Here is a 24047-nt window from a genome sequence, read left to right as displayed (position 1 = left end):
GCGAACGGTAGCGCGGCCCGGTGGCCGCCGGCGATCCCTTGATCGACAGGCGAGGGGATGTCCGCTTTGGTCGCCGGACTGCGTCTTTCCCCATCAATCACCGATCTCGGGCGGACCATGGACGAATGGAACAAGGCGGCGCTGAGCGCCGCGGCGGTCGCGGCGTTGTTGTGGGGTCTGCCGCTGCTCGGACGGCGCCGGGCCGGCCTGTTGACCGGGCTGCCGACCGTCACCGGGCCGGCACTGCTGGTGCTCGGGCTGCAGTCGGGCCCTGCCGCGCTCGGCGATGCGGCGGTCGGCAGCGTCGCGGCCTGCGCGCCGTGTGCGCTGTTCGCGCTGGTGCAGGCACGCGCCGGGCGCTCGGTCGGCGTCGCGGCGGCGCTGGGCCTGGCGACGTTGGCAACGCTGCTGCTGCTGCCGCTGTTGTGGCCGCTCGAGGATCGTCTCGGCGCGGCGCTGTTCGGCGCCGGCGCCGCGTTCGCGCTGTGCCGGCGCGCGATGCCGCGGCCTTCGACCGCTGCGGCGCCGCGCAGGCCGGCGTGGAGCGCGCTGCTCACGGTGGCCGCGGCCGGCGGGGTGACCGCGGCCGTCGCGTGGAGCGCGCCGCAGCTCGGCGCGTTCTGGGCCGGCGTGCTGGCGTCGCCACCGCTGCTGGCGGCCGTCGTCGCCACGCAGCAGCAGCGTTGCGCCGGATGCGGCGCTGCGCAAGCCTTCCTCAGCGGCTACCTCGATGGGCTGCCGGGCCGCGCGGCCTTCGCGGCCAGCCTGGCGCTGCTGGCCGAGATGCTGGCGCTGCCGCTGGCCTTCGGCATCGCGCTGGTCGTCGGGCTGCTGCCGATGCTGGCGCTGCGCTTGGCCGCTACTTCAGCGCTTCGGCGAGGAACAGCCGCGCCTGCTCCCAGTCGCGCCGCACGGTCCGGTCGGTGACGCCCAGCGCCTCGCCGATCTCGGCCTCGGTCAGTCCGCCGAAGTAGCGCATCTCGACGACCTGCGCCATGCGCTCGTCGACCTTGCCGAGTTTTGCGAGCGCTTCGTGCACGCGCAGGATCTCCTCGCGGCGTGCAGCCGTGTCGCGGTGATGCAGGTGCTCGTGCAGATCGCCGGTCAGCGTGATGTGCACGGCATCGCCGCCGCGTCGCTCGGCGCTGCGCTGGCGCACCAGGTCGATGATCACCGAGCGCATCACGCGGCTGGCATAGGCAAAGAAGTGCGGCCGGTCGGGCACCGGCACCTGCAGCGACTTGCTCAGCCGGAGATAGGTCTCGTGCACCAGCGCCGTGGTGTCGAGCACGGTGTTGCGGCCGCCGTCGCGCAGCCGCGCATGTGCGAGGCGGCGCAGCTCGGCATAGGTGGCTTCGAACAACGCATCGACGGGCGCGCCCGCGTCGTTGCGCGGACCGGTGTCGGGGGCAGGCACGAGGGCGATTCCTTGACGCGACGGAGGGCGGTCATTGTGCGCCGGGCATCACCGCCCAGAGCGGCGGCCCGCCCCCTAGTTCGAAGCGCACGCAACGGGCGAGGCCTGTCCGGCCGCGGCGCGTGGCCGCGTCTTTACCAGTCAAGCGGAATCGATCGCTTCGGAAGGAACTCTCATGAAAGCTCACCCCGTGCGCCACGTGATGGCGCTGCTCGTCACTTGCTGCGCCGCCGGATCGGCGCCCGCCGTCCCGATCGGTGTGATGGACCAGGACGGCGGCTTCGTCGACCTGGTCAGCGTCGGTCTGATTTCGGGCGCCGACGTGCTCGGCGTCCGTTCCGTCGCGCAGGGCACACCGATCGGCGCCGCGTCCCCCCAGGAGGTGCTGGCCAACAAGAACTACACCGCGCTGATCGGCCAGCTCGGCAATGCCCAGGACCGCCACGAGAGCTACGTCGAGCTGCCGGGCCTGCTCGGCAAGCAGATGTCCTCGGCGCTGGTCAACGCGGCCGGCGACATGGAAGTCGGCGTCGACGGCTTCAACCGCGGTGTCGGGCGCGCGCTGTCGCGTTTTGCGCTGACGGTGAAGAACCACCGCTCGCGGCCGGTGCAGCTCGACTTCGCGTTCAACATCCTGGCCGGCGAAGTGCTGGTCTACGACTCGAACGGCTATCCGGCCGACCACCCACGGGCCGCCGAAGCGGAGGTCTTCGCGCGCATCGACGCGGTGCTGTCGACACCCGCCGGTCCGCACGGCGGCCACTACGACGTGACCGAGCACCGGCTCTTCGACTTCTACGTCGGCATGTTCGGCGCCGGCCCGGGCCACGATCTGCAGTACACCGACAACGCCCATGCCCTGCTCAGCGAGCGCGACCAGCCGCCGGGCCAGAGCATCTGGGGCTACGACATCGCGGCCTATGCCGGGCTCGTCGCCATGCCGGAGATCGCGCCCTACGGCGAGGTGACGCTGTATTACGACATGCTGGCGCGGGTGCGCGGCAGCTTCGAGAACGGCGGCCGCGCGGCGCTCGGCGACCCCTTCGACCTGCTCGCCGGTGGCGGCGGCATCCGGCTGATCGAGCGGTCGATCGGCGCGGTGCCCGAGCCCGGCACCGCAGCGCTCGTCACGGCGGCGCTGCTGCTGCTGACCTGGCTACAACGACGCCGGCGCCCCTGAGCCTTCCACCCGCTTCCCCCACCCGATCTGGAGCACGATCTTGAGACGACCTTCCCTTCATGGCGCGCTGCTGGCAGCGGCGCTGGCGATGGCCGGCAGCACGGCGAGCGCCGCACTGCTCGGCCGCAACCTCGACGGCGATGCGTCGACCTTCGAGGCCTACTACGACACCACGCTGAACATCACCTGGCAGGCCGATCCCGAGCTGGCGCGCAAGCAGGCCTTCGGCGTCACCGGCATCGATGCCCATGGCGGCATGGACGCGTTCACCGCGGTGGACTGGATCCACGGCATGAACGCCGCCGGCTACCTCGGCTACAGCGACTGGCGCCTGCCGCGCACCGATCCGATCAACGGCATTCACTACGTGATCGGCGCGCCGAACGGCGACGTCGGCTACGGCGTGAGCGCGCCGTGGTCGCCGTACCCGGGCAGCACCGCGAGCGAGATGGCGCACCTGTTCTACAACACCCTGGGCAACCTGCCCTTGTTCGGCGGCCCGCCGAACAGCGGGACCGCCTGCGCCACGCCGCCGCAGGGCTGCCTCGGCAACCCGGGCCCGTTCGTCTTCACCGACGATTGGTTCGTCGGCGTGCCTGGCACCGGCGTCTACTGGTCCGACAACAAGGCGCCGATATCGCATCGCGGCAACCGCTTTGCATTCGACTTCGCGACCGGCTACCAGAGCTTGTTGCCGGACGACCTGACCAACGCGCACGGCTGGGCCGTGCGCGACGGCGACGTCCTCTCGGCCGTGCCCGAGCCCGGCAGCGCTGCGCTGCTGGCCTTCGGCCTTCTCGCGCTCGCCATCGGCACGCGCCGGTGCGAAACCACTTCCACCCCTGTCCCAACGGAGTACGCATGATGAAGACTTTGCTGATGTCCGTGCTGGCGGCTGCGGCCGCCGCCACCACGCTGCCTGCGTGGAGCGCGCGGCCGGCCAACCTCGCCGGCACGACCTGGACGGTGCAGATCAACGGCGCCAGCGAGCAGCTGGTGATCACGTCCCAGGGCGGCACCGGCACCGCGGGCGGGCCCACCTGCGTGACGGTGCACGGCACGATCGGCTCGGCGCCGCTGCGCGGCTGGTACTGCCGGGTCACCGGCCGCCTGCACCTGAAGCACAACAACATGGCCACCGGCGCGACGGTGCGCACGGTCGACGCGCATGTCAGCGACGAAGTGATCGGCCAGCCGCTGTACCTGGGCGGCACGGTGTGGATCGAGGACGCCGTGTTCGGCGAGCTCGGGGCCTACAACTTCTCCGGCGTGCGTTGAAGCCATGAACGAGGAACTCGCGAAGTTCATCATCCGCGGCCCGAACATGTACACGCGACTGACGACCCTCCGCCGTTCCTAGAATGCGCCCCCATGCCAACCAAGACACTGACGCCGGGCCACTACGGCGAAGCCTCGATCCGCGTGCTGAAGGGCCTCGAGCCCGTCAAGCAGCGGCCGGGCATGTACACCCGCACCGACACCCCGCTTCACACCATCCAGGAGGTGATCGACAACGCCGCCGACGAGGCGTTGGCCGGCTTCGGCAAGCGCATCGCGGTGACGCAGCATGCCGACGGCTCGGTCAGCGTCGACGACGATGGCCGCGGCATCCCGTTCGGGCTGCACCCGGAAGAGCGCGTGCCCGTGGTCGAGATCGTCTACACGCGGCTGCACGCCGGCGGCAAGTTCGACAAGGGCGCCGGCGGCGCGTACAGCTTTTCCGGCGGCCTGCACGGCGTCGGCGTCAGCGTGACCAATGCGCTCGCGAAGCGGCTGCAGGTGACGGTCTGGCGTGAGGGCCAGGTCGCGGCGTTGGCGTTCTCCGGCGGCGACGTGATCGAGCCACTGGTGATTCGCAAGGCCAGCGCCGGCGAGCGCCGTCAGGGCACCAGCGTGCGCGTCTGGCCCGATCCGAAGTACTTCGAAAGCACCGAGCTGCCGAAGGCCGAGCTGACGCACCTGCTGCGCAGCAAGGCGGTGCTGATGCCCGGCGTGACCGTCTCGCTAACGGTCGAAAAGAGCGGCAAGGAAACCAAGCGCCCCCAGACGGCGGAAATACCGCCGTCGCCCCCCGAGGGGGTTGAGTCCAGTGGCAAAGCCACATGGACTCACGAGACGCAGACCTGGCTCTACAAGGGCGGCCTGCGCGACTACCTGATGCAGGGGCTGCCCGCCGACCCGGTCATCCCGCTCTTCGACGGGGAAGCCTACGCGTCGGGCAACGAAACCGAGAACTTCGCCGAAGGCGAGGGCGCGGCCTGGGTGCTGGCCTTCACCGACGAGGGCAACGTGCTGCGCGAGAGCTACGTCAACCTGATCCCGACGGTGGCCGGCGGCACCCACGAGTCGGGGCTGAAGGACGGCCTGTTCGGTGCGATCAAGGCCTTCATCGAGCTGCACTCTCTGCTGCCCAAAGGCGTCAAGCTGATGCCCGAGGACGTGTTCTCGCGCGCCAGCTTCGTGCTGTCGGCCAAGGTGCTCGATCCGCAGTTCCAGGGCCAGACGAAGGAGCGGCTGAACAGCCGCGACGCGCTGCGCCTGGTGTCGGCCTTCGTGCGGCCGCCGCTGGAGCTGTGGCTGAACCAGCACGTCGACTACGGCCGCAAGCTCGCCGAGCTGGTGATCCGCCAGGCGCAGGCGCGCCAGCGCGCGAGCCAGAAGGTCGAGAAGCGCAAGGGCTCGGGCGTCGCGGTGCTGCCGGGCAAGCTGACCGATTGCGAAAGCCGCGACCTGACGCTGAACGAGGTGTTCCTGGTCGAAGGCGATTCGGCCGGCGGCTCGGCCAAGATGGGCCGCGAGAAGGAAACGCAGGCCATCCTGCCGCTGCGCGGCAAGGTGCTCAATTCGTGGGAAGTGGAGCGCGACCGGCTGTTCGCGAACAACGAGATCCACGACATCGCGGTGGCGCTGGGCGTCGATCCGCACGGGCCGACCGACACGCCGGACTTCTCCGGCCTGCGCTACGGCAAGGTCTGCATCCTGAGTGATGCCGACGTCGACGGCTCGCACATCCAGGTTCTGTTGCTGACCTTGTTTTTCCGTCACTTTCCGAAACTGGTCGAAGCCGGCCATGTGTTCGTCGCCAAGCCGCCGCTGTACCGCGTCGACGCGCCGGCGCGCGGCAAGAAACCGGCCGCCAAGCTCTACGCGCTCGACGACGGCGAGCTGGAGGCGACGCTCGACAAGCTGCGCAAGGAAGGCGCGCGCGAAGGCTCGTGGAGCATCAGCCGCTTCAAGGGCCTGGGCGAGATGAGCGCCGAGCAGCTGTGGGAGACGACGCTGAATCCGGAGACGCGGCGCCTGCTGCCGGTGTCCTTCGGCGAGATCGGTTTCGATGCCACCGTCGTCGCCATGACCAAGCTGATGGGCAAGGGCGAAGCGGCGGCGCGGCGCGAGCTGATGGAGCTGCACGGCGACGCCGTCGAGATCGACGTCTGAAGCGCCGTCTTCAGGCTTCGCCCTTGCCGGGCACGTTGCCTACGTCCGATCGAAGCGGATTTGCGCGAGCTTGCGCAGCAGCTCGGTCAGGATCGAGCGCTCGCCGGGGGTCAGTGCGGCCAGGCGCTGCTGCTCGCCCTCGAGGATGCGCCGTGTCGCATCGTTGACCAGCTTCTCGCCGGCCGGAGTCGCGCGCAGGTGCTGCGCGCGCCGGTCGTCGGTGCTGGCTTCGCGCCGCACCAGCTGGCGCGCTTCGAGCTTGGCAACCCACATCGTGATGTTCGGCGGCGTGACGCTCAGCGCGCGCGCCAGGCGGGCGGGGGCGATGCCGGGGTTGTCGCGGATCAGCGCGAGCAGGCTGTACTCCACCGGCCGCAGCGACAGCGGCTGCCCCGCACAGCGCTCGAACACCTGCAGCGTCGTGATGCCGGCCTGCACGACCTGGTAGCCGATCACGTCGCTCAGCGTCTCCTGGCGAAGATCGTCCTGGGCCGATGCGCTCGGCGAAGCGGGGGTCCTGCGTGGCATGGCGCATTGTCGATGCACGGCGCTGGCAGGGGCACATGATGCAGTAGATGAATGAAATGGCAACGCGTTTCACCGGGTAAAACCGGATGTTTGTCTCCTATGTGATTCAGTAACTTAATCAAATGCGCGATCAGGATCGATCGGACGCTCATCGAAGGAGACCCTTGCCATGAGACCTTTCCCGTCTGCCGGACTCGCACTGTCAGCGCTGTCCGCACTGGCGCTCACCGCCTGCGGCGGCAGCGAAGCGTCCTCGCCGCACCTCGCGCCCGCGACGCCGGCCTCGTTGTCGGGCACCTGCGAGTCGCTCGCGGGGCGGCTGGCGACGCTGGCGAACACCGCCGTCACGGCGACGTCCACCGTCGCGGCAGGCACGCTGACGATCGGCGGCCAGCCGGTGCCCGAGCACTGCCTGGTCGCCGGCCGCATGCACCAGCGCGTCAGCGCGGTCGATGGGCAGACCTACGCGATCGGCTTCGAGATGCGCCTGCCGCGCGCCTGGAATGGCCGCTTCTTCTACCAGGCCAATGGCGGGCTCGACGGCAACGTCGTCCCGGCCACCGGCGCCACCGGCGGCGGTCCGCTGACGCATGCGCTGCACAAGGGCTTCGCCGTGATCAGCTCCGACGCCGGGCACAGCGCCGCGCAGAACCCGCTGTTCGGCCTCGATCCGCAGGCGCGGCTGGACTATGGCTACCAGGCCGTGGGCAAGCTCACGCCGATGGCCAAGAGCGTGATCCAGACCGCCTACGGCAAGGGGCCCGACCGCTCCTACATCGGCGGCTGCTCGAACGGCGGGCGCCACACGCTGGTTGCCGCCGCGCGCTACGCCGACCAGTACGACGGCTTCCTCGCCGGCGCGCCCGGCTACAACCTGCCGAAGGCCGCCGTGGCCAACATCTTCGGCGCCCAGCGCTATGCGGGCGTGGCGACCAACCCGGCCGACCTGTCGACCGCCTTCAGCGCCGCTGAACGCACGCTGGTGTCGCAGCGCGTGCTGGCGAAGTGCGATGCGCTCGACGGCGCCACCGACGGCCTGGTGCAGGACGTCGCCGCCTGCCAGGCGGCCTTCAGCCTCGCCGCCGACGTGCCGACCTGCAGCGGCGAACGCGACGGCAGCTGCCTGAGCGCGGCGCAGAAGAGCGCGATCGCGCCGATCTTCAGCGGCGCGATCACCAGCACCGGCACGCCGGTGTACGCCAGCTTCCCGTTCGACGCCGGCCTCGGCAGCGCCGGCGTCGCCTTCTGGGAGTTCACCGCCTCGCTGGTGCTGGACTCGGGTGCGGTCGGCTTCGTCTTCAAGGTGCCGCCTGAGAACCCCGCCACGTTCAACGGTCCGCAGTTCTCGCTGACGGCCAGCATCGACGCGCTGGTGCAGGGGATCAACGCGAGCAATGCGACCTACGGCGAATCGGCGATGGGCTTCATGACGCCGCCGAACCCGACCGCGCTGACGCCGCTGAAGCAGCGCGGGGCGAAGCTGATGGTCTACCACGGCGTCAGCGACGCGATCTTCTCGGTCAACGACACCGAGACCTGGTACCGCGGCCTGCAGTCCGCCAACGGCGGCAGCGCGGCGGACTTCGCGCGCTTCTACCGTGTGCCCGGCATGGGGCATTGCAGCGGCGGACCGGCCACCGACCAGTTCGACATGCTGGCGCCGCTGGTGGAATGGGTCGAGAACGGCCGCGCACCCGACCAGGTCACGGCGACAGCACGCGCCACGGGCAACGCCGGCGGCGCGAATGCCGATGTGCCGGCCGGCTGGGCCGCCGATCGCGCGCGCCCGCTGTGCCCGTTCCCGCAAGTGGCGCGCTACAAGGGTACCGGCAGCCTCGAGAGCGCGGCGAGCTTCGAGTGCCGGTAGGCGGGCCCCACAATCGGGCGGATGTATAGCCCGACCGCCCCCGACCTCCGGCTGCGCCTGCGGCCGACGATGCTCTCGGACCTCGACTTCGTCATCTCGGTCGAGACCGATGCGCGCAACCTGCCGTTCATCACGCCCTGGGAGCGCCCGCAGCACGAGGCGGCGGTGCGCATCCCCGACTTCCGCCACTTCATCGTCGAGGCCGGTGCCGACTACGAGCGCGCCGGCTTCGTGATCCTGCAGGGCTGCCGCAATCAGCACCGCAGCGTCGAGTTGAAGCGCATCGTGCTGCAGCCCAAGGGCCAGGGGCTCGGCCGCGCCTGCGTGCGGTTGCTCAAGCGCATGGCCTACCGCGACCTGCATGCGCACCGCTTCTGGCTCGACGTCAAGGCGCTGAATACGCGCGCGCTGGCCCTCTATGCGAGTGAAGGCTTCGTCGAGGAAGGCCGGCTGCGCGAGAGCGTGCGCATCAGCATCGACGGCGCCGACGGCTACGACTCGCTGATCGTGATGAGCATGCTCGACCGCGAATTCCACGCACGCGTCGCGCTCGGGCTCGAGGCGGCGGCTTGAGGAGGCCCGTGATGCAAGCGACGATGATGGACGTCCCGCTGTCGCTGAACCATTTCCTCGACCGCGCCGGCACGCTGTTCAAGCACAACCGCATCGTCTCGCGGCTGCCCGACAAGTCGCTGCGCACGATGAGCTACGGCCAGTGGCATCGCCGCACGCGGGCGCTGGGCTCGGCGCTGCAGCGGCTGGGGCTGCGGCCGGGCGATCGCGTCGCCACGCTGGGCTGGAACCACCATGCGCACCTGGAGGCCTACTTCGGCATCCCGGCGGCCGGCGGCGTGATGCACACGCTGAACCTGCGCCTGTCGCCCGACGAGCTCGGCTGGATCGCCGCCGATGCCCAGGACCGCTTCCTGATCGTCGATGACGTGCTGCTGCCGCTGTACCGGCAGTTCGCGCACCTGCATGCCTTCGAGCAGGTGATCGTGTTCCCGTTCTCGGGCGCGCCGGTGCCGGCGGAGTTCGCTGACTATGAAGCGCTGCTCGCCGAGGCCGACCCGGACGGTTTCGTGTACGCCGAGCATGGTGAGAACGATCCGGTCGCCATGTGCTACACGTCCGGCACCACCGGCCGGCCCAAGGGCGTCGTCTACTCGCATCGCTCGACGGTCTTGCACACGCTCGCCGCTAGCCTGGCCGATCACTGGGGCCTGCGCAGCAGCGATGTTGTGCTGCCGGTGACGCCGATGTTCCATGCCAACAGCTGGGGCATGCCCTACGGCGCGGTGATGCTCGGCGTGCCGCTGGTCTTCCCCGGGCCGCACCTGCATCCCGAGGACCTGCTCGACCTGATGCAACTGGAGCCGCCGACGCTGGCGCTCGGCGTGCCGACGATCTGGCTCGGCCTGATCCAGGCCTATGAACGTGCGCTCGAGACGACGCCCGGGCGCTGGCGGCTGCCGCAGGGCATGCGCTCGCTGGTCGGCGGTGCGGCGGTGCCGGAATCGCTGATCCGCGCCTTCGCGCGCCATGGCGTGATCATCGTGCAGGGCTGGGGCATGACCGAGACCTCGCCGCTGGCGACGGTCTCGTACCCGCGCGCCGAGCTGCGCGACGCCGGCGAGGACGAGCGCTTCCGCCGCGCGGCGATGGCCGGCATCGCGGCACCGCTGATCGAGCTGCGCCTGGTCACCGACGAGGGCCGGGTTGCCCCGTGGGACGGCCAGACGATGGGCGAGATCCAGGTGCGCGGCCCGTTCATCACCGGCTCGTACCACGGCGTGCCGCGCAGCGAGGACAAGTTCATCGGCGACGACCGTGGCCAGCTCTGGCTGCGCACCGGCGACGTCGCGACGCTCGACGACCTGGGTTTCCTGCGCATCACCGACCGCACCAAGGACCTGATCAAGTCCGGCGGCGAGTGGATCAGCTCGGTGGACCTGGAGAACGCGCTGATGGCGCATCCGGCGGTGGCGGAGGCGGCGGTGATCGCGATTGCCGACGAGAAATGGGGCGAACGGCCGCTCGCCTGCGTCGCCTTCAAGCCGGGGCAGAATGCGGCCCCCGATGCGCTGAACGCGCATCTGCTGCAGCACGGTTTCGCCAAGTGGCAGCTGCCCGACCGCTATCAAACGATCGACGCGGTGCCGCGCACCTCCACCGGCAAGTTCTCGAAGCTGAAGCTGCGGCAGATGTTTCCGCGCTGAGGCTTCGGACCCACGACCTTTCGCTTGAACCTTAGAGAGCCCGGTGCCGCACGGCGCCGCGCCATCCGATGGACCAATCCACACTCGACTTCCAATCCGGCCCGCCCGACGGCGGCGGCACCGACTCCCTCACCTTGGCGCGTTATGCCGAGCGTGCCTACCTCGAATACGCGCTGTCGGTCGTCAAGGGCCGCGCGCTGCCCGATGTCTGCGACGGCGCGAAGCCGGTGCAGCGCCGCATCCTGTACTCGATGCAGCGCATGGGGCTCGGCTTCGGCGCTGCGGGCGCCCCTAAGCCGGTCAAGAGCGCGCGTGTCGTCGGTGACGTGCTGGGCAAGTTCCATCCGCACGGCGACACCGCCGCCTACGACGCGCTGGTGCGCATGGCGCAGGACTTCAGCCTGCGTTATCCGCTGATCGACGGCCAGGGCAACTTCGGCAGCCGCGACGGCGACGGCGCGGCGGCGATGCGCTACACGGAGACGCGCCTCAGCCCCATCGCGCGGCTGCTGCTCGACGAGCTCGACGAGGGCACCGTCGACTACGTGCCGAACTACGACGGGTCCGAAGTGGAGCCGCGGCTGCTGCCGGCGCGGCTGCCGTTCGTGCTGCTGAACGGCGCGTCGGGCATCGCGGTGGGTCTCGCCACCGAGATCCCGAGCCACAACCTGCGCGAGGTGGCGGCCGCCGCGGTCGCACTGATCCGCGACGAGAAGCTGCCCGACGACGTGCTGCACGAGCTGCTGCCCGGCCCCGACTATCCCGGCGGCGGCCAGATCATCAGCACGCCGGCCGAGATCCGCGACGCCTACGCCACCGGCCGCGGCTCGCTGAAGGTGCGTGCGCGCTGGAAGATCGAGGACCTGGCGCGCGGCCAGTGGCAATTGGTCGTCACCGAGCTGCCGCCGGGCGTCAGCACGAAATGGATCCTCGAGGAGATCGAGGAGCTGACGAACCCGAAGGTCAAGGCCGGCAAGAAGGCGCTCTCCGCCGAGCAGGTGCAGCTGAAGGGCACCGTGCTGTCGGTGCTCGACGCGGTGCGCGACGAATCGGGCAAGGAAGCGGCGGTGCGCCTGGTCTTCGAGCCGAAGAGCCGCACCATCGAGCAGCAGGCGCTGATCACGACGCTGCTCGCGCACACCAGCCTCGAGACCAGCGCGCCGCTGAACCTGACGATGATCGGCCGCGACGGCCGGCCGACGCAGAAGAGCCTGCGCCAGATCCTCGTCGAATGGGTCGCCTATCGGCAGGACACGGTGCGCCGGCGCACCGAGCACCGGCTGGCGAAGGTGCGCGAGCGCATCCACGTGCTCGAAGGCCGGCAGCTGGTGCTGCTGAACATCGACGAGGTGATCCGCATCATCCGCAACGCCGACGAGCCGAAGCCCGCGCTGATCCAGCGTTTCCGCTTAAGCGAGCGGCAGGCCGACGACATCCTCGACATCCGGCTGCGCCAGCTGGCGCGGCTGGAGGCGATCAAGATCGAGCAGGAGCTGAAGAGCCTGCGCGAGGACCAGGCGAAACTCGAGGAAATCCTCGGCAGCGCCGCGATCCTGAAGCGCACGGTGATCAAGGAGATCGAGGCCGACGCCAAGGCGCATGGCGACGAGCGCCGCACGCTGATCCAGGCCGACAAGCGCGCGGTGGCCGAGATCAAGGTGGTCGACGAGCCGGTGACGGTGGTCGTCAGCATGAAGGGCTGGGTGCGGGCACTGAAGGGCCACGAGATCGATCCGCAGACGCTGGCCTTCAAGGCCGGCGACGCGCTGTACGGCACCTTCCCGTGCCGCAGCGTCGAGACGCTGCTGGTCTTCGGCACGGCCGCCAAGGGCAGCGGGCGGGTCTACTCGGTGTCGATCAGCAGCCTGCCGGGCGGGCGCGGTGATGGCGCGCCGATCACGAGCCTCATCGACCTCGAGGCCGGCACGCAGCCTGCGCACTACTTCGCCGGAACGGCCGAGACGACGCTGCTGCTGGCCAACACCGCCGGCTTCGGGCTGCTGGCCAAGGCCGGCGACATGCAGGGCCGCAACCGCGCCGGCCGCGCGTTTCTGACCTTAGGCGACAACGACCGCCTGCTGCCGCCGGTGGCGGTGGCCGCAGCGCACGCGCAGGTGGCGTGCCTGGCGATGGACGGCCGGCTGCTGCTGTTCCCGCTCGACGAGCTGAAGCTGCAGCCCAACGGCGGCAAGGGGCTGACGCTGATCGACGTCGACGAGCAGTCGCCGCTGGTATCGGTCGCCACCTGCGCCGGCAGCCTGCGCATCGTCGGCAGCGGCCGCGGCGGCAAGCCGAAGGACGAGGAGCTGAAGGGCGCGGCTCTGGCGGAACACGTGGGCAAGCGCGCGCGCAAGGGGCGCAAGGTCGAAGGCATGCAGAAGGTGCTGCGCGTGCTGGCGTGACGCAGGAGCGTCCGCCGGTCTGGCGCCAGCGCAACTACCTGCTGCTGTGGGGTGCGCAGGTGGTGTCGAACCTGGGCGCCTACGCCACCGGCATCATCTACCCGCTGCTGGTGCTGGCGATCACGCAGTCGCCGGCGATCGTCGGCGTCGTCTCGGCGCTGCGCATCGTGCCGTACCTGCTGCTGAGCCTGCCGGTCGGCGCGCTGATCGATCGCTGGAACCGGCGCCGTGTGATGATCGTCTGCGATGTCGGGCGCGCGCTCGCGGTCGGCAGCCTGCCGCTGGCGATGGCCTTCGATGCGCTGGTGATGCCGCACATCTACGCGGTCGCGGTGATCGAAGGCACGCTGCTGGTGTGCTTCAACATCGCCGAGACGGCAGCGCTGCCGCGCGTCGTCGCGAACGAGCAATTGCCGCAGGCGGTGGCGCAGAACCAGGTCGGCTTCGCCGCTGCCGCCATCGCGGGGCCCGCGCTCGGCACCTGGCTCTACGGCAACCTCGGGCGCGGCCTGCCTTTCGTCGTCAATGCCGCATGCTTCGCGCTGTCGGCCTTCGGCATCCTGCGCTTGCGCGCGTCGTTCGAGCCGGCGCCCGGCGCGGCGCGGCTCGACATGCGCTCGGACATCGCCGAGGGCCTGCGCTGGTTGTGGCGCGACCGGCTGGTGCGCGACATGGCGCTGCTGACCGGCATCGGCCACTTCGTCAACGCCGCGGTGCCGCTGCTGGTGATCGTGCTGGCGCAGCAGCGCGGCGTCGGCGAGGCGCAGATCGGTGTGATCTTCAGCCTGGCGGGTCTGGGCGGCATGTTCGGCGCGCTGCTCGGGCCGTGGTGCCAGCGGCGCTTCGGCTTCGGCAGCGTGATCATCGGCACGCTGGTGGTCCAGGCGGTGCTGTTCCCGCTGTTCGGGCTGGCGAGCACCGCGCTGACCTTGGGCCTGGTGCTCGGCGCGATCCAGTTCTTCGCGCCGATCTACAACGTCGTGCAGTTCAGCCACCGCATCGCGAAGATCCCCGATGGCCTGCAGGGCCGCGTCAACTCGAGCTTCCGCCTGATCGCCTTCGCGCTGCATCCGGTGGGTGCCGCGGTGTGCGGGCTGGTGATCGAGCACGCCAGCGTGTTTGCCGCGCTGGCCTTGTTCGCGGTCGTGTCGGCCGTGCTGGCGCTGCTCGCCGCGCTCGATCCTGCGGTGCGGCACGAGGGCCGGAGCTGAGTTCGCCGGCGGCACAATGGCCGGCCTCGATCAAGGAGGTTTCATGCGACAAGGGATGACGCTTCCCGGCACCACGGCGCTGGTCATCGGTTTCGCGCTGATCGCCGGCTGCGGCAAGAAGGCGCCGCTACCGGCTTCGGCGCCGCCTGAGCAGGCCGCGGCAAGCGCGCCGGTGGAAGCCGCCGCACCGCCGGCCCCGGCCGAGCCACCGGCCGCGGCCGCACCTGCACCCGCACCGGAGACGACCCCAGCAACGCCCGAGACGGTCCCTGCCGCTCCCGCGGCCTCGCGGGCTCCGCTGCCCGTGCCGGCAGCGCCGGCGGTGCCACCCGCCCCGGCGCCGCCGCGGGATCCGAACGCGCCCATCGGCTGAACAGCCTCAGCCGCTCGACGCCACGCGGCCCAGCTGCGCCGCGTCCCAGTCGCCGCCCATGGCCTGGATCAGCGCCACCGCGTTGGTCTGCAGGCTGGCCTGCAGCTGCACCAGACCGCGCCGCGCGGTCAGCGCGGTGGCCTGCGCGGCGACGACTTCCGTGTAGCTGATCTGGCCGGCGCGGTAGCGGTTCAGCACCTGCTGCTCGCTCAGGTCGGCGGCGGCAGAGGCCTGCTGGCGCAGCGCCAGCTGCTCGTGCAGCGCGCGCCGGTTGGCGAGCAGGTCCTCGACCGACTGGAACGCGCTCAGCACCGTCTGCCGGTAGGTCGCGACGGTGACCTCGCGGCTGGCCTCGGCATTGCGCAGCGCGGCGTTCAGCGCGCCGCCGTCGAACAGCGTCTGCGCGATCGACAGGCCGAGCGACCACATCAGGTGCGAGGCGCTGAACAGGTCGGCCAGCCGCGCCGCGCTGCTGCCGCCCGACGCGTTGAGCGACAAACTCGGAAAGTACGCGGCGCGCGCGATGCCGATGCGCGCATTCGCCGCGGCCACCGCGCGTTCGGCCGAAGCGATGTCGGGCCGCCGCTGCAGCAGCTCCGACGGCAGCGCCGGCGGCACCGCCGGTACCTGCATGACCCAGGGCGCCGGCGCCAGCGTGAAGTCGGCCGGCGCGCGGCCGACCAGCACCGCGATCGCATGCTCGAACTGGCGCCGCTGCGCATCGAGCGCGGCCAGGTCGGCGCGCGCGTTGGCCAGCTGCGTCTCGGCCTGCAGCACGTCGGTGCGCGCGACCTGGCCGGCGGCGTAGCGGTTCTGCGCGATCTGCGCGCTGCGCTCGAAGCCGGCGACGCTGCTGCGCAGCAGCGCCAGCTCGGCATCGGCCTCGCGCAGCAGGAAGTAGTCGGTCGCCAGCAGTGCCTGCGCCGACAGCGTGGCGCCCGCCAGGTCCGCCGCGCTGGCCTGCGCGTTGGCTTCGGCCTGCGTGACGGCGCCGCGCAGCCGCCCCCACAGGTCGGGCTCCCAGCTCGCGCCGAGACCGAGCTGGAAGCTGTTGCGCGACGGCGTGTCGCCGCCACCGCCCGAGCGCGATGCGCCGCCGCTCAGCTGCAGGCCGGGCAGCAGCCGGGCGCGTTCGCCGGCCACCAGCGCCTGCGCCGCGGCATAACGCGCAACAGCCGCGGCCACGTTCTGGTTCGATACTGTCACCTGTGCCACCAGCGCATCGAGCTCGGCATCGCCGAAGCGCTGCCACCACGGGCCGCGCGGTGCGCTGTCGGCCGGCTGCGCGGCGACCCAGCCGGCGGCCGGCGTCGCCTCCTTGAAGTTGGCCGGCAGGTTCAGCTCGGGCGAGGAGGGCGCCCGGCCGGATGAGGCGCAGCCCGCCAGCACGACGGCGGCGGCCAGCGCGGTCAGCGCCAGGCGATTCAAGGGAGATCGGGAAGTCATGATGACAAGTCAGGTTCGGTTCAGGCACCGCTCTCGAGCGTCTGCCCGGCGCGGCTCAGCTGCCGCTCGTCATCGCGCCGCTTGCGCAGGCCGTCGAGCAGCACGTAGACCACCGGCGTCGTCAGCAGCGTCAGCAGCTGGCTGGCGATCAGCCCGCCGATGATCGCGATGCCCAGCGGCTGGCGCAGCTCGGCACCTTCGCCGAAGCCGAGCGCCAGCGGCAGCACGCCCAGGCCCGCGGCCAGCGTCGTCATCAGGATCGGGCGCAGCCGCAGCAGGCAGGCCTCGCGCACCGCCTCGGTGGCGCTCAGGCCGCGCGCACGTTCGGCCTCGAGCGCGAAGTCGATGATCAGGATGGCGTTCTTCTTGACGATGCCGATCAGCAGGAAGACGCCGATCAAGGCGATGATCGTGAACTCCATGCGCAGCGCCAGCAGCGCCAGCACCGCGCCGACGCCGGCCGAGGGCAGCGTCGACAGCACCGTCAGCGGATGGATCAGGCTCTCGTACAGCACGCCGAGCACGATGTAGATCACCACCAGCGCCGCGAGGATCAGCCACAGCTGCTGGCTCTGCGACTGCTGGAAGCTCAAGGCCGTGCCGGCGAAGCCGCCGCGTACATTGGTCGGCATGCCGATGCGGGCCTGCGCCTGCGCGACGATCTGCTGCGCCTCGCCCAGCGACACGCCGTCGCCCAGGTTGAACGAGACCGTCGTCGCGAGCTCGGTGTCCTGGTGCTGCACCGAGGTCGGCGCCGCACCTTCCTTGAAGCGCGCGATCGCCGCCAGCGGCACCATCACGTTGCCGGCGCTGCTCAGCGCGGCGGCTGTCGAGGCATCCCGCTGGCCCGGGTTCGCCGAGCTGCCGGCCACGGCGTTCGCGGTGCGCGCCGGCACCATCACGTCGTTCAGCGCGGTCGGCCCGCGCGTGAACGCCGGCGCCCATTCCATCACCACCTTGTACTGGTTGACGTCGCCGTAGATCGTGCTGACGGCGCGCTGGCCGAAGGCGTCGTACAGGGCATTGTCGACATCCGCGGCGGTGATGCCGAAGCGCGCCGCGCTGTCCTTGTCGATCTCGACGTAACTCTCGACGCTGTTCTCGGTCTGGTCGGTGTTGACGTCGGTCAGCCGTGGTTCGAGCTTCAGCTCGTCGGCCAGCCGCGTCGCCCAGTGGCGCAGGTCGGTCAGGCTGTCGGACTTCAGCGTGTACTGGGTGCTCGCGTTGGCGCTGCGGCCGCCCATGCGCAGGTCCTGCACCGGGTTCAGGAACAGCCGCAGCCCGGTGACCTGCGCCAGCTGCGGCCGCAGCCGGTTGATCACCGCCTGCGAACCTTCGTTGCGCTCGCCGAAGGGCTTCAAGTTGACGAACAGGAAGCCGCCGCCGGCGCGGCCGCCGCCGGTGAAGCCGACCACGGTGTCGACCGCCTTGTCGGCGCGGATCAGGTCGACCACCTCGCGCAGCTTCGCGCCCATCGCCTTGGTCGAGATGCTCTGGTCGGCCGACAGCCCGCCGCTGATCTGGCCGGTCTCCTGGCGCGGGAAGAAGCCCTTGGGGGTGTGCATGAACAGGTAGACGTTCATGCCGATCACGAAGACCAGGATCAGCATCACCAGCGCCTTGCTGGCCAGCGCCCAGTCGAGGCAACGCGCGTAGGTCTTCAGCACCTGCTGCCAGGCCCAGGCGCCGGCGCGCGCGAAGCGGCTGCGCCGCGGCGGCGGACCGTCGTGCCGGGGGGCCGCGCCCTTCAGCCACCAGGCGCACATCATCGGCGTCGTCGTCAGCGAGATGACCAGCGAGATCATCACCGCGGCCGACAGCGTGATCGCGAACTCGCGGAACAGCCGCCCGACCTGACCTTCCATGAACAGCAGCGGAATGAACACCGCCACCAGCGACAGGCTGATCGACAGCACCGTGAAGCCGACCTCGCGCGCGCCCTGCAGCGCCGCTTCCATGCGGTCCATGCCGGCCTCGATGTGGCGCACGGTGTTCTCGAGCACGACGATCGCATCGTCGACGACGAAGCCGGTGGCCACCGTCAGCGCCATCAGGCTCAGGTTGTTGAGGCTGAAGCCGAAGAAGTACATCGCGCCGAAGGTCGCCAGCAGCGAGACGACGGTGGCCACCGCCGGCACCAGCGTGGCGCGCACGCTGCCGAGGAAGAGGCCGACGACGACCACCACCAGCAGCACCGACAGCACCAGCGTCAGCTCGATCTCCTTCAACGACGAGCGGATCGAGTTGGTGCTGTCGGAGGCGACGCGCAGCGTGATGTCCTGCGGCAGCTGCGCCTGCAGCTCGGGCACCAGCGCGCGCACCGCGTCGACGGTCTGGATCACGTTGGCGCCGGGCTGGCGCGTGATCAGCACCACCACCGCCGGCTCGCCGTTGAAGAGGCCGAGCGTGCGCGTGTTCTCGACGCTGTCCTCGACGCTGGCGATGTCGGCCAGCCGCACGCCGGCGCCGTTGCGCCAGGCGACGACGAGCCGCGCGAACTCCGCCGCGCTGCGCTCGGGCTTGGGCGTGTAGATCTGCAGCCGGCGCTCGTCGCCTTCGATCGCGCCCTGCGGCCGGTTGGCGTTGGCCGATTGCAGCGCGGCGCGCACCTCGGCGCTGCTGATGCCGTAGCGCTGCATCACGAAGGGCATCAGCTCGATGCGCACCGCCGGCAGCGAGCCGCCACCGATCTCGACGTCGCCGACGCCGTCGACCTGCGCCACGCGCTGGCTGACGATGTTCGACACCGCGTCGTAGACCTGGCCCGGCGTGCGCGTCTTCGAGGTCAGCGCGAGGATGATCACCGGCGCGTCGGCCGGATTCATCTTGCGGTAGGTCGGGTTGCTGCGCAGCGTGGCCGGCAGGTCGACGCGCGCGGCATTGATGGCCGCCTGCACCTCGCGCGCGGCGCCGTCGATCGGGCGGTTGAGGTCGAACTGCAGGGTCACGCGCGCCGAGCCGGCCGAGCTCGACGAGGTCATCTCGTTGACGCCGGGGATCACGCCCAGGCGCCGCTCCAGCGGCGTCGCGACGCTCGACGCCATCGTCTCCGGGCTGGCGCCGGGCAGGCTGGCGCTGACCGAGATCGTCGGATAGTCGACCTGCGGCAGCGGCGACACCGGCAGCACGAAGAAGGCGGCGATGCCGGCGAGCGCCAGGCCGATGGTCAGCAGCACCGTGGCCACCGGCCGTTCGACGAAGGGCTTCGACAGATTCATGCCGCAGCCTTCGCGGCGCGGCGCTCGCGCCAATCCCGCACGCGCCGGCCCATCCGATCGAAGCCAAGATAGATCACCGGCGTCGTGAACAGCGTCAGCAGCTGGCTCAGCACCAGCCCGCCGAAGATCGCCAGGCCGAGCGGCCGGCGCAGCTCGGAGCCTTCGCCCCAGCCGAGCATCAGCGGCAGCGCGGCGAAGAGCGCGGCCAGCGTCGTCATCAGGATCGGGCGGAAGCGCATCAGCGCGGCCTGGCGGATCGCCTCTTCCGGCGCCTTGCCTTCGTCGCGCTCGGCATCGATCGCGAAGTCGATCATCATGATCGCGTTCTTCTTGACGATGCCGATCAGCAGGATGATGCCGATGATGCCGATCACGCCGAGGTCGTGGCCGCCGATCATCAGCGCCAGCAGCGCGCCGACTCCCGCCGACGGCAGCGTCGACAGGATCGTCAGCGGGTGGATGTAGCTCTCGTACAGCACGCCGAGCACGATGTAGACGCAGACCACCGCGGCGAGGATCAGCCACAGCTGGTTGGCCAGCGAGTGTTCGTAGGCGCCGGCCGCGCCGAGAAAGCTCATCGTCACGCCGGCGGGCAGGCCGATGTCCTTGGCCGCCGCGCGGATGGCGTCCACGGCGCGGCCGAGCGCGACACCGGGCGCGGTGTCGAAGCCGATCGTCGTGGCCGGGAATTGCGCGACGTGGGTGACCTGCAGCGGCGCCGGACGCTCGCGCACCGTGGCCAACGCTGACAGTGGCGTGCTGCCGCCAGACGGCGTGCGCAGGCGCAGCTCGCCCAGCGCTTCCGGCGACGTCAGCACGCCGGGCTGGGCCTCGAGGATCACGCGGTACTGGTTGGTCTCGGTGAAGATCGTCGAGACGATGCGCTGGCCGAAGGCGCTGTACAGCGCGTCGTCGACGGCGCTGGCGGTGACGCCCAGCCGCGCTGCGGTGTCGCGGTCGATGTCGACGAAGGCCGCCATGCCGGTGGCGCCGGCATCGGTGACGGGATTGCGCACCTGCGGCACCGTCTGCAGCCGCTGCGTCAGCTTGGTCGCCCACTCGGTGACGCTGGCGGTGTCGGCGCCTTCGAGCGAGACGCGGAACTCGGTCGGACCGGTTTCGGCATCGATCGTCAGGTCCTGCGTCGGCTGCAGGTAGAGCTTCGCGCCGGCGATCTGCGACACGCGCTCGCGCAGCCGCTGCATCACCGCGGCCTGATCGCCGCGCTCGGACTTCGGCGTCAGGTTGATCAGCATGCGGCCGGTGTGCAGCATCGTGTTGTTGGCGGCGTCGACGCCGACGAACGACGCCAGTGATGCGACCGCCGGATCGCGCAGCAGCGCATCGGCCGCGGCCTGCTGCAGTTCGCTCATGTGGCGGTACGACACGCCTTGCGCCGCCTCGACGCGCGCCTGCAGCTGGCCGGTGTCCTGCGTCGGGAACAGGCCCTTCGGGATCACCAGGTAGAGCATCACCGTCAGCACCAGCGTCACCAGCGCGACCAGCAGCGTCAGCGGCTGGTGCGCGAGCACGTGGCCGAGCCAGACGTCATAACGTGCGATGACCGCGTCGAAGCGGCGCTGGATCGCGGCGCCCATGCGGCCGCCATGGCGCGCCGAGTCGCCGAGCCAGCGCGCGGCGAGCATCGGTACCAGCGTCAGCGACACCACGGCCGAGATCAGGATCGTGATCGCCAGCGTGACGGCGAACTCGCGGAACAGGCGGCCGACGACGTCGCCCATGAACAGCAGCGGGATCAGCACCGCGATCAGCGACACCGTCAGCGAGATGATCGTGAAGCCGATCTCCTTGGCCCCCTTCAGGGCAGCGGCGAGCGGCTTCTCGCCTTCCTCGACGTGGCGGCTGATGTTCTCGAGCATCACGATCGCGTCGTCGACGACGAAGCCGGTGGCGATCGTCAGCGCCATCAGGCTCAGGTTGTTCAGGCTGTAGCCGAGCAGGTACATCACGCCGCAGGCGCCGATCAGCGAGATCGGCACCGCGACGCTGGCGATCAGTGTCGCGCGCAGGCTGTGCAGGAAGAAGAAGATCACCAGCACGACCATCAGCACCGCGAGCGCGAGCTCGATCTGCACGTGCGCGACCGACGCGCGAATGCCTGTCGTGCGGTCGGACAGCAGCTCGACCTTCAGCGTCGCCGGCAGCTGCGCCTGCAGGGCCGGCAGCTGGGCCTTGATCGCATCGACGGTGCGGATCACGTTGGCGCCGGGCTGGCGCTGCACGTTCAGGATGATCGACGGTGTCCGGCCTGCCCACGCGGCGAGCTGCGTGTTCTCGGCGCTGTCGATCACGCGGGCGACCTCGGCCAGCCGCACCGGTGCGTCGTTCTTGTAGGTGACGATCAGGTTGCGGTAGTCGGCGGCAGTCAGCAGCTGGTCGTTGGCGTTGATGCTGTAGCTGCGCGTCGGCCCGTCGAAACTGCCCTTGGCGCTGTTGGCATTGGCCGCGGAAATCGCGCTGCGCAGCGTATCGATGCCGATGCCTTTGGCCGCCAGCGCCTGGGTATCGGCCTGGATGCGCACGGCAGGGCGCTGGCCGCCCGACAAGCTCACCTGGCCGACGCCGGCGACTTGCGAGATCTTTTGCGCCAGGCGGGTGTTGACGAGGTTCTGCACCTCGGTGAGCGGCAGCGTGTCGGAGCTGATCGCGAGCGTCAGCACCGGCGCGTCGGCGGGGTTGACCTTGGCATACACCGGCGGCGCGGGCAGGTCGGCCGGCAGGCTCGAGCCGGCTGCGTTGATGGCCGCCTGCACCTCCTGCTCGGCGACGTCGAGCGTTTCGCCGAGCGAGAACTGCAGCGTGACGATCGAGACGCCGGACGCGCTGGTCGAGCTCATCCGATTCAGGCCGGCCATCTGGCCGAACTGGCGCTCCAGCGGCGCGCTGACGGTGCGGCTCATCACCTCCGGGCTGGCGCCGGGGTACAGCGTCTGCACCTGGATCGTCGGGAAGTCGACCTGCGGCAGCGCCGACAGCGGCAGCAGGCGGAAGCCGACCAGGCCGGCCAGCACGATCGCCAGCATCAGCAGGCCCGTGGCGACTGGGCGCTCAACGAACGGGCGCGACGGGTTCATGAATCGGGGGCCGAGGCGCGGCGCTCGCTGCGGCGCGGGCGCGATGCGCCCTCGGGCCAGGCCGCGCTGGCCGCGCCGGCCGGCCAGGACGCGCCGGCGGCGCCGGCGGCGCGCGCTTCGCGCCAGCGGCCGCCACCCGGGCCCGAAGCGCCGTCGGGGCGCGACGCACCTCCGGGCCGCGACGCACCGCGGCCGGGAGCCGACGCGCGGTCGCCACCGAGCTGCACGCGCGCACCGTCCTTCAGCCGGTCGGCGCCTTCAGTGACGACCCGCTCGCCGCCTTCGAGCCCGCTGCTGATCACGACCTGGTCCGGTGTCGCCTCACCGCGCTTGACCGGGCGTTGGCTGACGGTGCGGTCGTCGTTCAGCACATAGACGAAATCACCGGCGGCGCCGTTGCGCACCGCGCTGACCGGCACGACGACGGCGTCCTTGATGATGCGCACCTGCAGCTGCAGGTTGACGAACTGGTTCGGGAACAGCAGGCCCTCGCGGTTCAGGAAGCGCGCCTTGGCCTTGACGGTGCCGGTGGTGGTGTCGACCTGGTTGTCGAGGATCGCGAAGCGGCCTTCCTCGAGCAGCGTGCTGCGCGTGCGGTCGAAGGCGCGCGCGGGCAGCCCGGCGCGCATCTGCTGCAGCAGCTCGGGCACGCGGTCCTGCGGCACGCTGAACTGCACGTCGATCGGCGCCACCTGCGTGATCGTCGCGATGCCGTTGGCATCGCTGCTGCTGACGATGTTGCCGGCATCGACGGCGCGCAGGCCGACCCGCCCGGCCACCGGCGCGACGATGCGGGCATAGCTCAGGTTCAGCCGCGCGGTGCCTTCGACGGCGCGGTCGGCCGTCACACTGCCTTCGAGCTGCTTGACCAGCGCGGCCTGGGTGTCGACATCCTGCCGCGCGATCGAGTCCTGTGCCAGCAGCGTGCGGTAGCGCTCCAGCGTCAGCTTGGCGTTCTGCAGTTGCGCCTCGTCGCGGATACGCGCGCCGCTGGCCTGCATCAGCGTCATCTCGAAGGGCCGCGGATCGATCTGTGCCAGCAGCTGGCCCTTGGTGACCATCTGGCCTTCGGTGAACAGCACCTGCTGCAGCACACCCGAGACCTGCGGGCGCACGACCACCGTGGCCGCCGAGGTCACGGTGCCGAGTGAGTTGAAGTAGACCGGCACGTCGATGCGGCGCGCGACCGCGATCGCCACCGTGCTGGCCATGCCGCCACCGCGCCCGCCGCCACCGCCACGCGCGCCCGGGCCACCGCCTCCGGGCTGGCCACCCCCGGCGGCCGCGGCGGCATCGGTCGCCGGCGGGCGATGCGTCAGGTACCAGGCGCCGCCGCCGAGCAGCAACAGGCCGGCCAGCGCGAGTGCGGTGCCGAGCCAGCGGCGCGCCGGGCGCGTCGGTGGGACAACGGGCGAGGAGGGTGCTTGTTGTTCGGGCATCGTCGGGCCAGGTGAGGCGCGGATCACGTGGCAGCCACTGTGCCCAGCGCGTGTAAAGACATTTCCGTTCGCAATGTGAAGTACATGTGGTCACACCTGGGCGCTTGATGGCGCTCAAATCACGCGGGATTGCCTGGGCGCGCCCCGAGGACGCCCGGGAGTAGACTGCCCCGCACAACGAAGGGGCGTTCGGGATCGGCCCGGGGTTTTGTTC

Annotated in this window: 17 protein-coding genes; 11 read left to right on the top strand and 6 right to left on the bottom strand. The window is 70.6% G+C overall.

All coding sequences use genetic code 11. The features are described 5' to 3' along the window. The first annotated feature begins 117 nt into the window (after positions 1-117). Positions 118-927 (top strand): hypothetical protein, encoded by an 810-nt coding sequence (locus tag HLB44_RS23890; protein ID WP_173128168.1) that lies wholly within the window; start codon positions 118-120, stop codon positions 925-927. On the opposite strand, the gene HLB44_RS23885 is transcribed toward HLB44_RS23890, so the two are convergent. Then, a complete protein-coding gene (locus HLB44_RS23885; protein ID WP_173128165.1) occupies positions 860-1417 on the bottom strand; it encodes an ECF-type sigma factor in 558 nt (185 codons plus the stop codon). The genes HLB44_RS23890 and HLB44_RS23885 overlap by 68 nt on opposite strands. Positions 1418-1592: 175 nt before the next feature. Between HLB44_RS23885 and HLB44_RS23880 the strand changes: the two genes are divergently transcribed. The 4 genes from HLB44_RS23880 (at position 1593) to HLB44_RS23865 (ending at position 6035) form a co-directional block, all read left to right on the top strand. Then, complete coding sequence (locus HLB44_RS23880; protein WP_173128162.1) at positions 1593-2597, top strand: PEP-CTERM sorting domain-containing protein; 1005 nt, start codon at positions 1593-1595, stop codon at positions 2595-2597. Between the two features lie 40 nt (positions 2598-2637). Beyond that, a complete protein-coding gene (locus tag HLB44_RS23875; protein ID WP_173128147.1) occupies positions 2638-3462 on the top strand; it encodes a PEP-CTERM sorting domain-containing protein in 825 nt (274 codons plus the stop codon). Beyond that, positions 3462-3875: a hypothetical protein gene (locus HLB44_RS23870; protein WP_173128144.1), complete on the top strand. Its 414-nt coding sequence runs from the start codon at positions 3462-3464 to the stop codon at positions 3873-3875. Before HLB44_RS23875 ends, HLB44_RS23870 begins: the two co-directional genes overlap by 1 nt. A 93-nt stretch (positions 3876-3968) precedes the next feature. Next, positions 3969-6035 (top strand): DNA topoisomerase IV subunit B, encoded by a 2067-nt coding sequence (locus HLB44_RS23865; RefSeq protein WP_173128141.1) that lies wholly within the window; start codon positions 3969-3971, stop codon positions 6033-6035. Between the two features lie 39 nt (positions 6036-6074). On the opposite strand, the gene HLB44_RS23860 is transcribed toward HLB44_RS23865, so the two are convergent. Continuing rightward, positions 6075-6563, bottom strand: coding sequence for a MarR family winged helix-turn-helix transcriptional regulator (locus tag HLB44_RS23860; protein WP_173128138.1), 489 nt, complete (start codon positions 6561-6563; stop codon positions 6075-6077). 169 nt (positions 6564-6732) lie between these two features. On the opposite strand from HLB44_RS23860, the gene HLB44_RS23855 reads away from it, so the two are divergent. The 6 genes from HLB44_RS23855 to HLB44_RS23830 all read left to right on the top strand — a co-directional run bounded on the left by HLB44_RS23855 (position 6733) and on the right by HLB44_RS23830 (position 14635). Further along, entirely contained in the window at positions 6733-8430 is a 1698-nt protein-coding gene (locus tag HLB44_RS23855; RefSeq protein WP_173128135.1) for a tannase/feruloyl esterase family alpha/beta hydrolase, read from the top strand. Positions 8431-8451: 21 nt separating this feature from the next. Next, a complete protein-coding gene (locus HLB44_RS23850) occupies positions 8452-9003 on the top strand; it encodes a GNAT family N-acetyltransferase (RefSeq protein ID WP_173128132.1) in 552 nt (183 codons plus the stop codon). Positions 9004-9014: 11 nt separating this feature from the next. Further along, positions 9015-10649, top strand: a complete 1635-nt coding sequence (locus HLB44_RS23845; RefSeq protein WP_173128129.1) for a long-chain fatty acid--CoA ligase — start codon at positions 9015-9017, stop codon at positions 10647-10649. Between the two features lie 68 nt (positions 10650-10717). Next, entirely contained in the window at positions 10718-13051 is a 2334-nt protein-coding gene (gene parC / locus HLB44_RS23840) for a DNA topoisomerase IV subunit A (protein WP_173128126.1), read from the top strand. Next, on the top strand, positions 13048-14262 hold the full coding sequence (locus HLB44_RS23835; protein WP_173128123.1) for an MFS transporter: 1215 nt from the start codon (positions 13048-13050) through the stop codon (positions 14260-14262). Before parC ends, HLB44_RS23835 begins: the two co-directional genes overlap by 4 nt. A 43-nt stretch (positions 14263-14305) precedes the next feature. Next, positions 14306-14635: a hypothetical protein gene (locus tag HLB44_RS23830; protein ID WP_173128120.1), complete on the top strand. Its 330-nt coding sequence runs from the start codon at positions 14306-14308 to the stop codon at positions 14633-14635. 6 nt (positions 14636-14641) lie between these two features. Here HLB44_RS23830 and HLB44_RS23825 read toward each other — a convergent pair whose 3' ends face one another. Genes HLB44_RS23825 through HLB44_RS23810 form a run of 4 tightly spaced genes read right to left on the bottom strand, consistent with a single transcriptional unit; the run spans position 14642 to position 23833 of the window. Beyond that, on the bottom strand, positions 14642-16081 hold the full coding sequence (locus HLB44_RS23825; RefSeq protein ID WP_173128117.1) for an efflux transporter outer membrane subunit: 1440 nt from the start codon (positions 16079-16081) through the stop codon (positions 14642-14644). 20 nt (positions 16082-16101) lie between these two features. Continuing rightward, positions 16102-19299: an efflux RND transporter permease subunit gene (locus HLB44_RS23820; protein WP_173128114.1), complete on the bottom strand. Its 3198-nt coding sequence runs from the start codon at positions 19297-19299 to the stop codon at positions 16102-16104. Then, positions 19296-22394, bottom strand: coding sequence for an efflux RND transporter permease subunit (locus tag HLB44_RS23815; protein ID WP_173128112.1), 3099 nt, complete (start codon positions 22392-22394; stop codon positions 19296-19298). Before HLB44_RS23815 ends, HLB44_RS23820 begins: the two co-directional genes overlap by 4 nt. Continuing rightward, on the bottom strand, positions 22391-23833 hold the full coding sequence (locus HLB44_RS23810) for an efflux RND transporter periplasmic adaptor subunit (RefSeq protein WP_173128109.1): 1443 nt from the start codon (positions 23831-23833) through the stop codon (positions 22391-22393). The genes HLB44_RS23815 and HLB44_RS23810 overlap by 4 nt, the downstream gene beginning before the upstream one ends. Positions 23834-24047: the final 214 nt, after the last annotated feature.

The organism is Pseudaquabacterium terrae, assembly GCF_013266755.1.
Classification (GTDB): domain Bacteria; phylum Pseudomonadota; class Gammaproteobacteria; order Burkholderiales; family Burkholderiaceae_C; genus Pseudaquabacterium; species Pseudaquabacterium terrae.
Note: the sequence above shows the minus strand (reverse complement) of the source record. Positions and strands in the feature narration are given on the sequence as shown.

Coding starts and splice junctions, on each gene's coding strand:
- HLB44_RS23855 (WP_173128135.1), top strand. CDS start 6,733: ATGAGACCTTTCCCGTCTGCCGGACTCGCACTGTCAGCGCTGTCCGCA.
- HLB44_RS23890 (WP_173128168.1), top strand. CDS start 118: ATGGACGAATGGAACAAGGCGGCGCTGAGCGCCGCGGCGGTCGCGGCG.
- HLB44_RS23820 (WP_173128114.1), bottom strand. CDS start 19,299: ATGAATCTGTCGAAGCCCTTCGTCGAACGGCCGGTGGCCACGGTGCTG.
- HLB44_RS23815 (WP_173128112.1), bottom strand. CDS start 22,394: ATGAACCCGTCGCGCCCGTTCGTTGAGCGCCCAGTCGCCACGGGCCTG.
- HLB44_RS23865 (WP_173128141.1), top strand. CDS start 3,969: ATGCCAACCAAGACACTGACGCCGGGCCACTACGGCGAAGCCTCGATC.
- parC (WP_173128126.1), top strand. CDS start 10,718: ATGGACCAATCCACACTCGACTTCCAATCCGGCCCGCCCGACGGCGGC.
- HLB44_RS23825 (WP_173128117.1), bottom strand. CDS start 16,081: ATGACTTCCCGATCTCCCTTGAATCGCCTGGCGCTGACCGCGCTGGCC.
- HLB44_RS23870 (WP_173128144.1), top strand. CDS start 3,462: ATGAAGACTTTGCTGATGTCCGTGCTGGCGGCTGCGGCCGCCGCCACC.
- HLB44_RS23810 (WP_173128109.1), bottom strand. CDS start 23,833: ATGCCCGAACAACAAGCACCCTCCTCGCCCGTTGTCCCACCGACGCGC.
- HLB44_RS23830 (WP_173128120.1), top strand. CDS start 14,306: ATGCGACAAGGGATGACGCTTCCCGGCACCACGGCGCTGGTCATCGGT.
- HLB44_RS23860 (WP_173128138.1), bottom strand. CDS start 6,563: ATGCCACGCAGGACCCCCGCTTCGCCGAGCGCATCGGCCCAGGACGAT.
- HLB44_RS23845 (WP_173128129.1), top strand. CDS start 9,015: ATGCAAGCGACGATGATGGACGTCCCGCTGTCGCTGAACCATTTCCTC.
- HLB44_RS23880 (WP_173128162.1), top strand. CDS start 1,593: ATGAAAGCTCACCCCGTGCGCCACGTGATGGCGCTGCTCGTCACTTGC.
- HLB44_RS23850 (WP_173128132.1), top strand. CDS start 8,452: ATGTATAGCCCGACCGCCCCCGACCTCCGGCTGCGCCTGCGGCCGACG.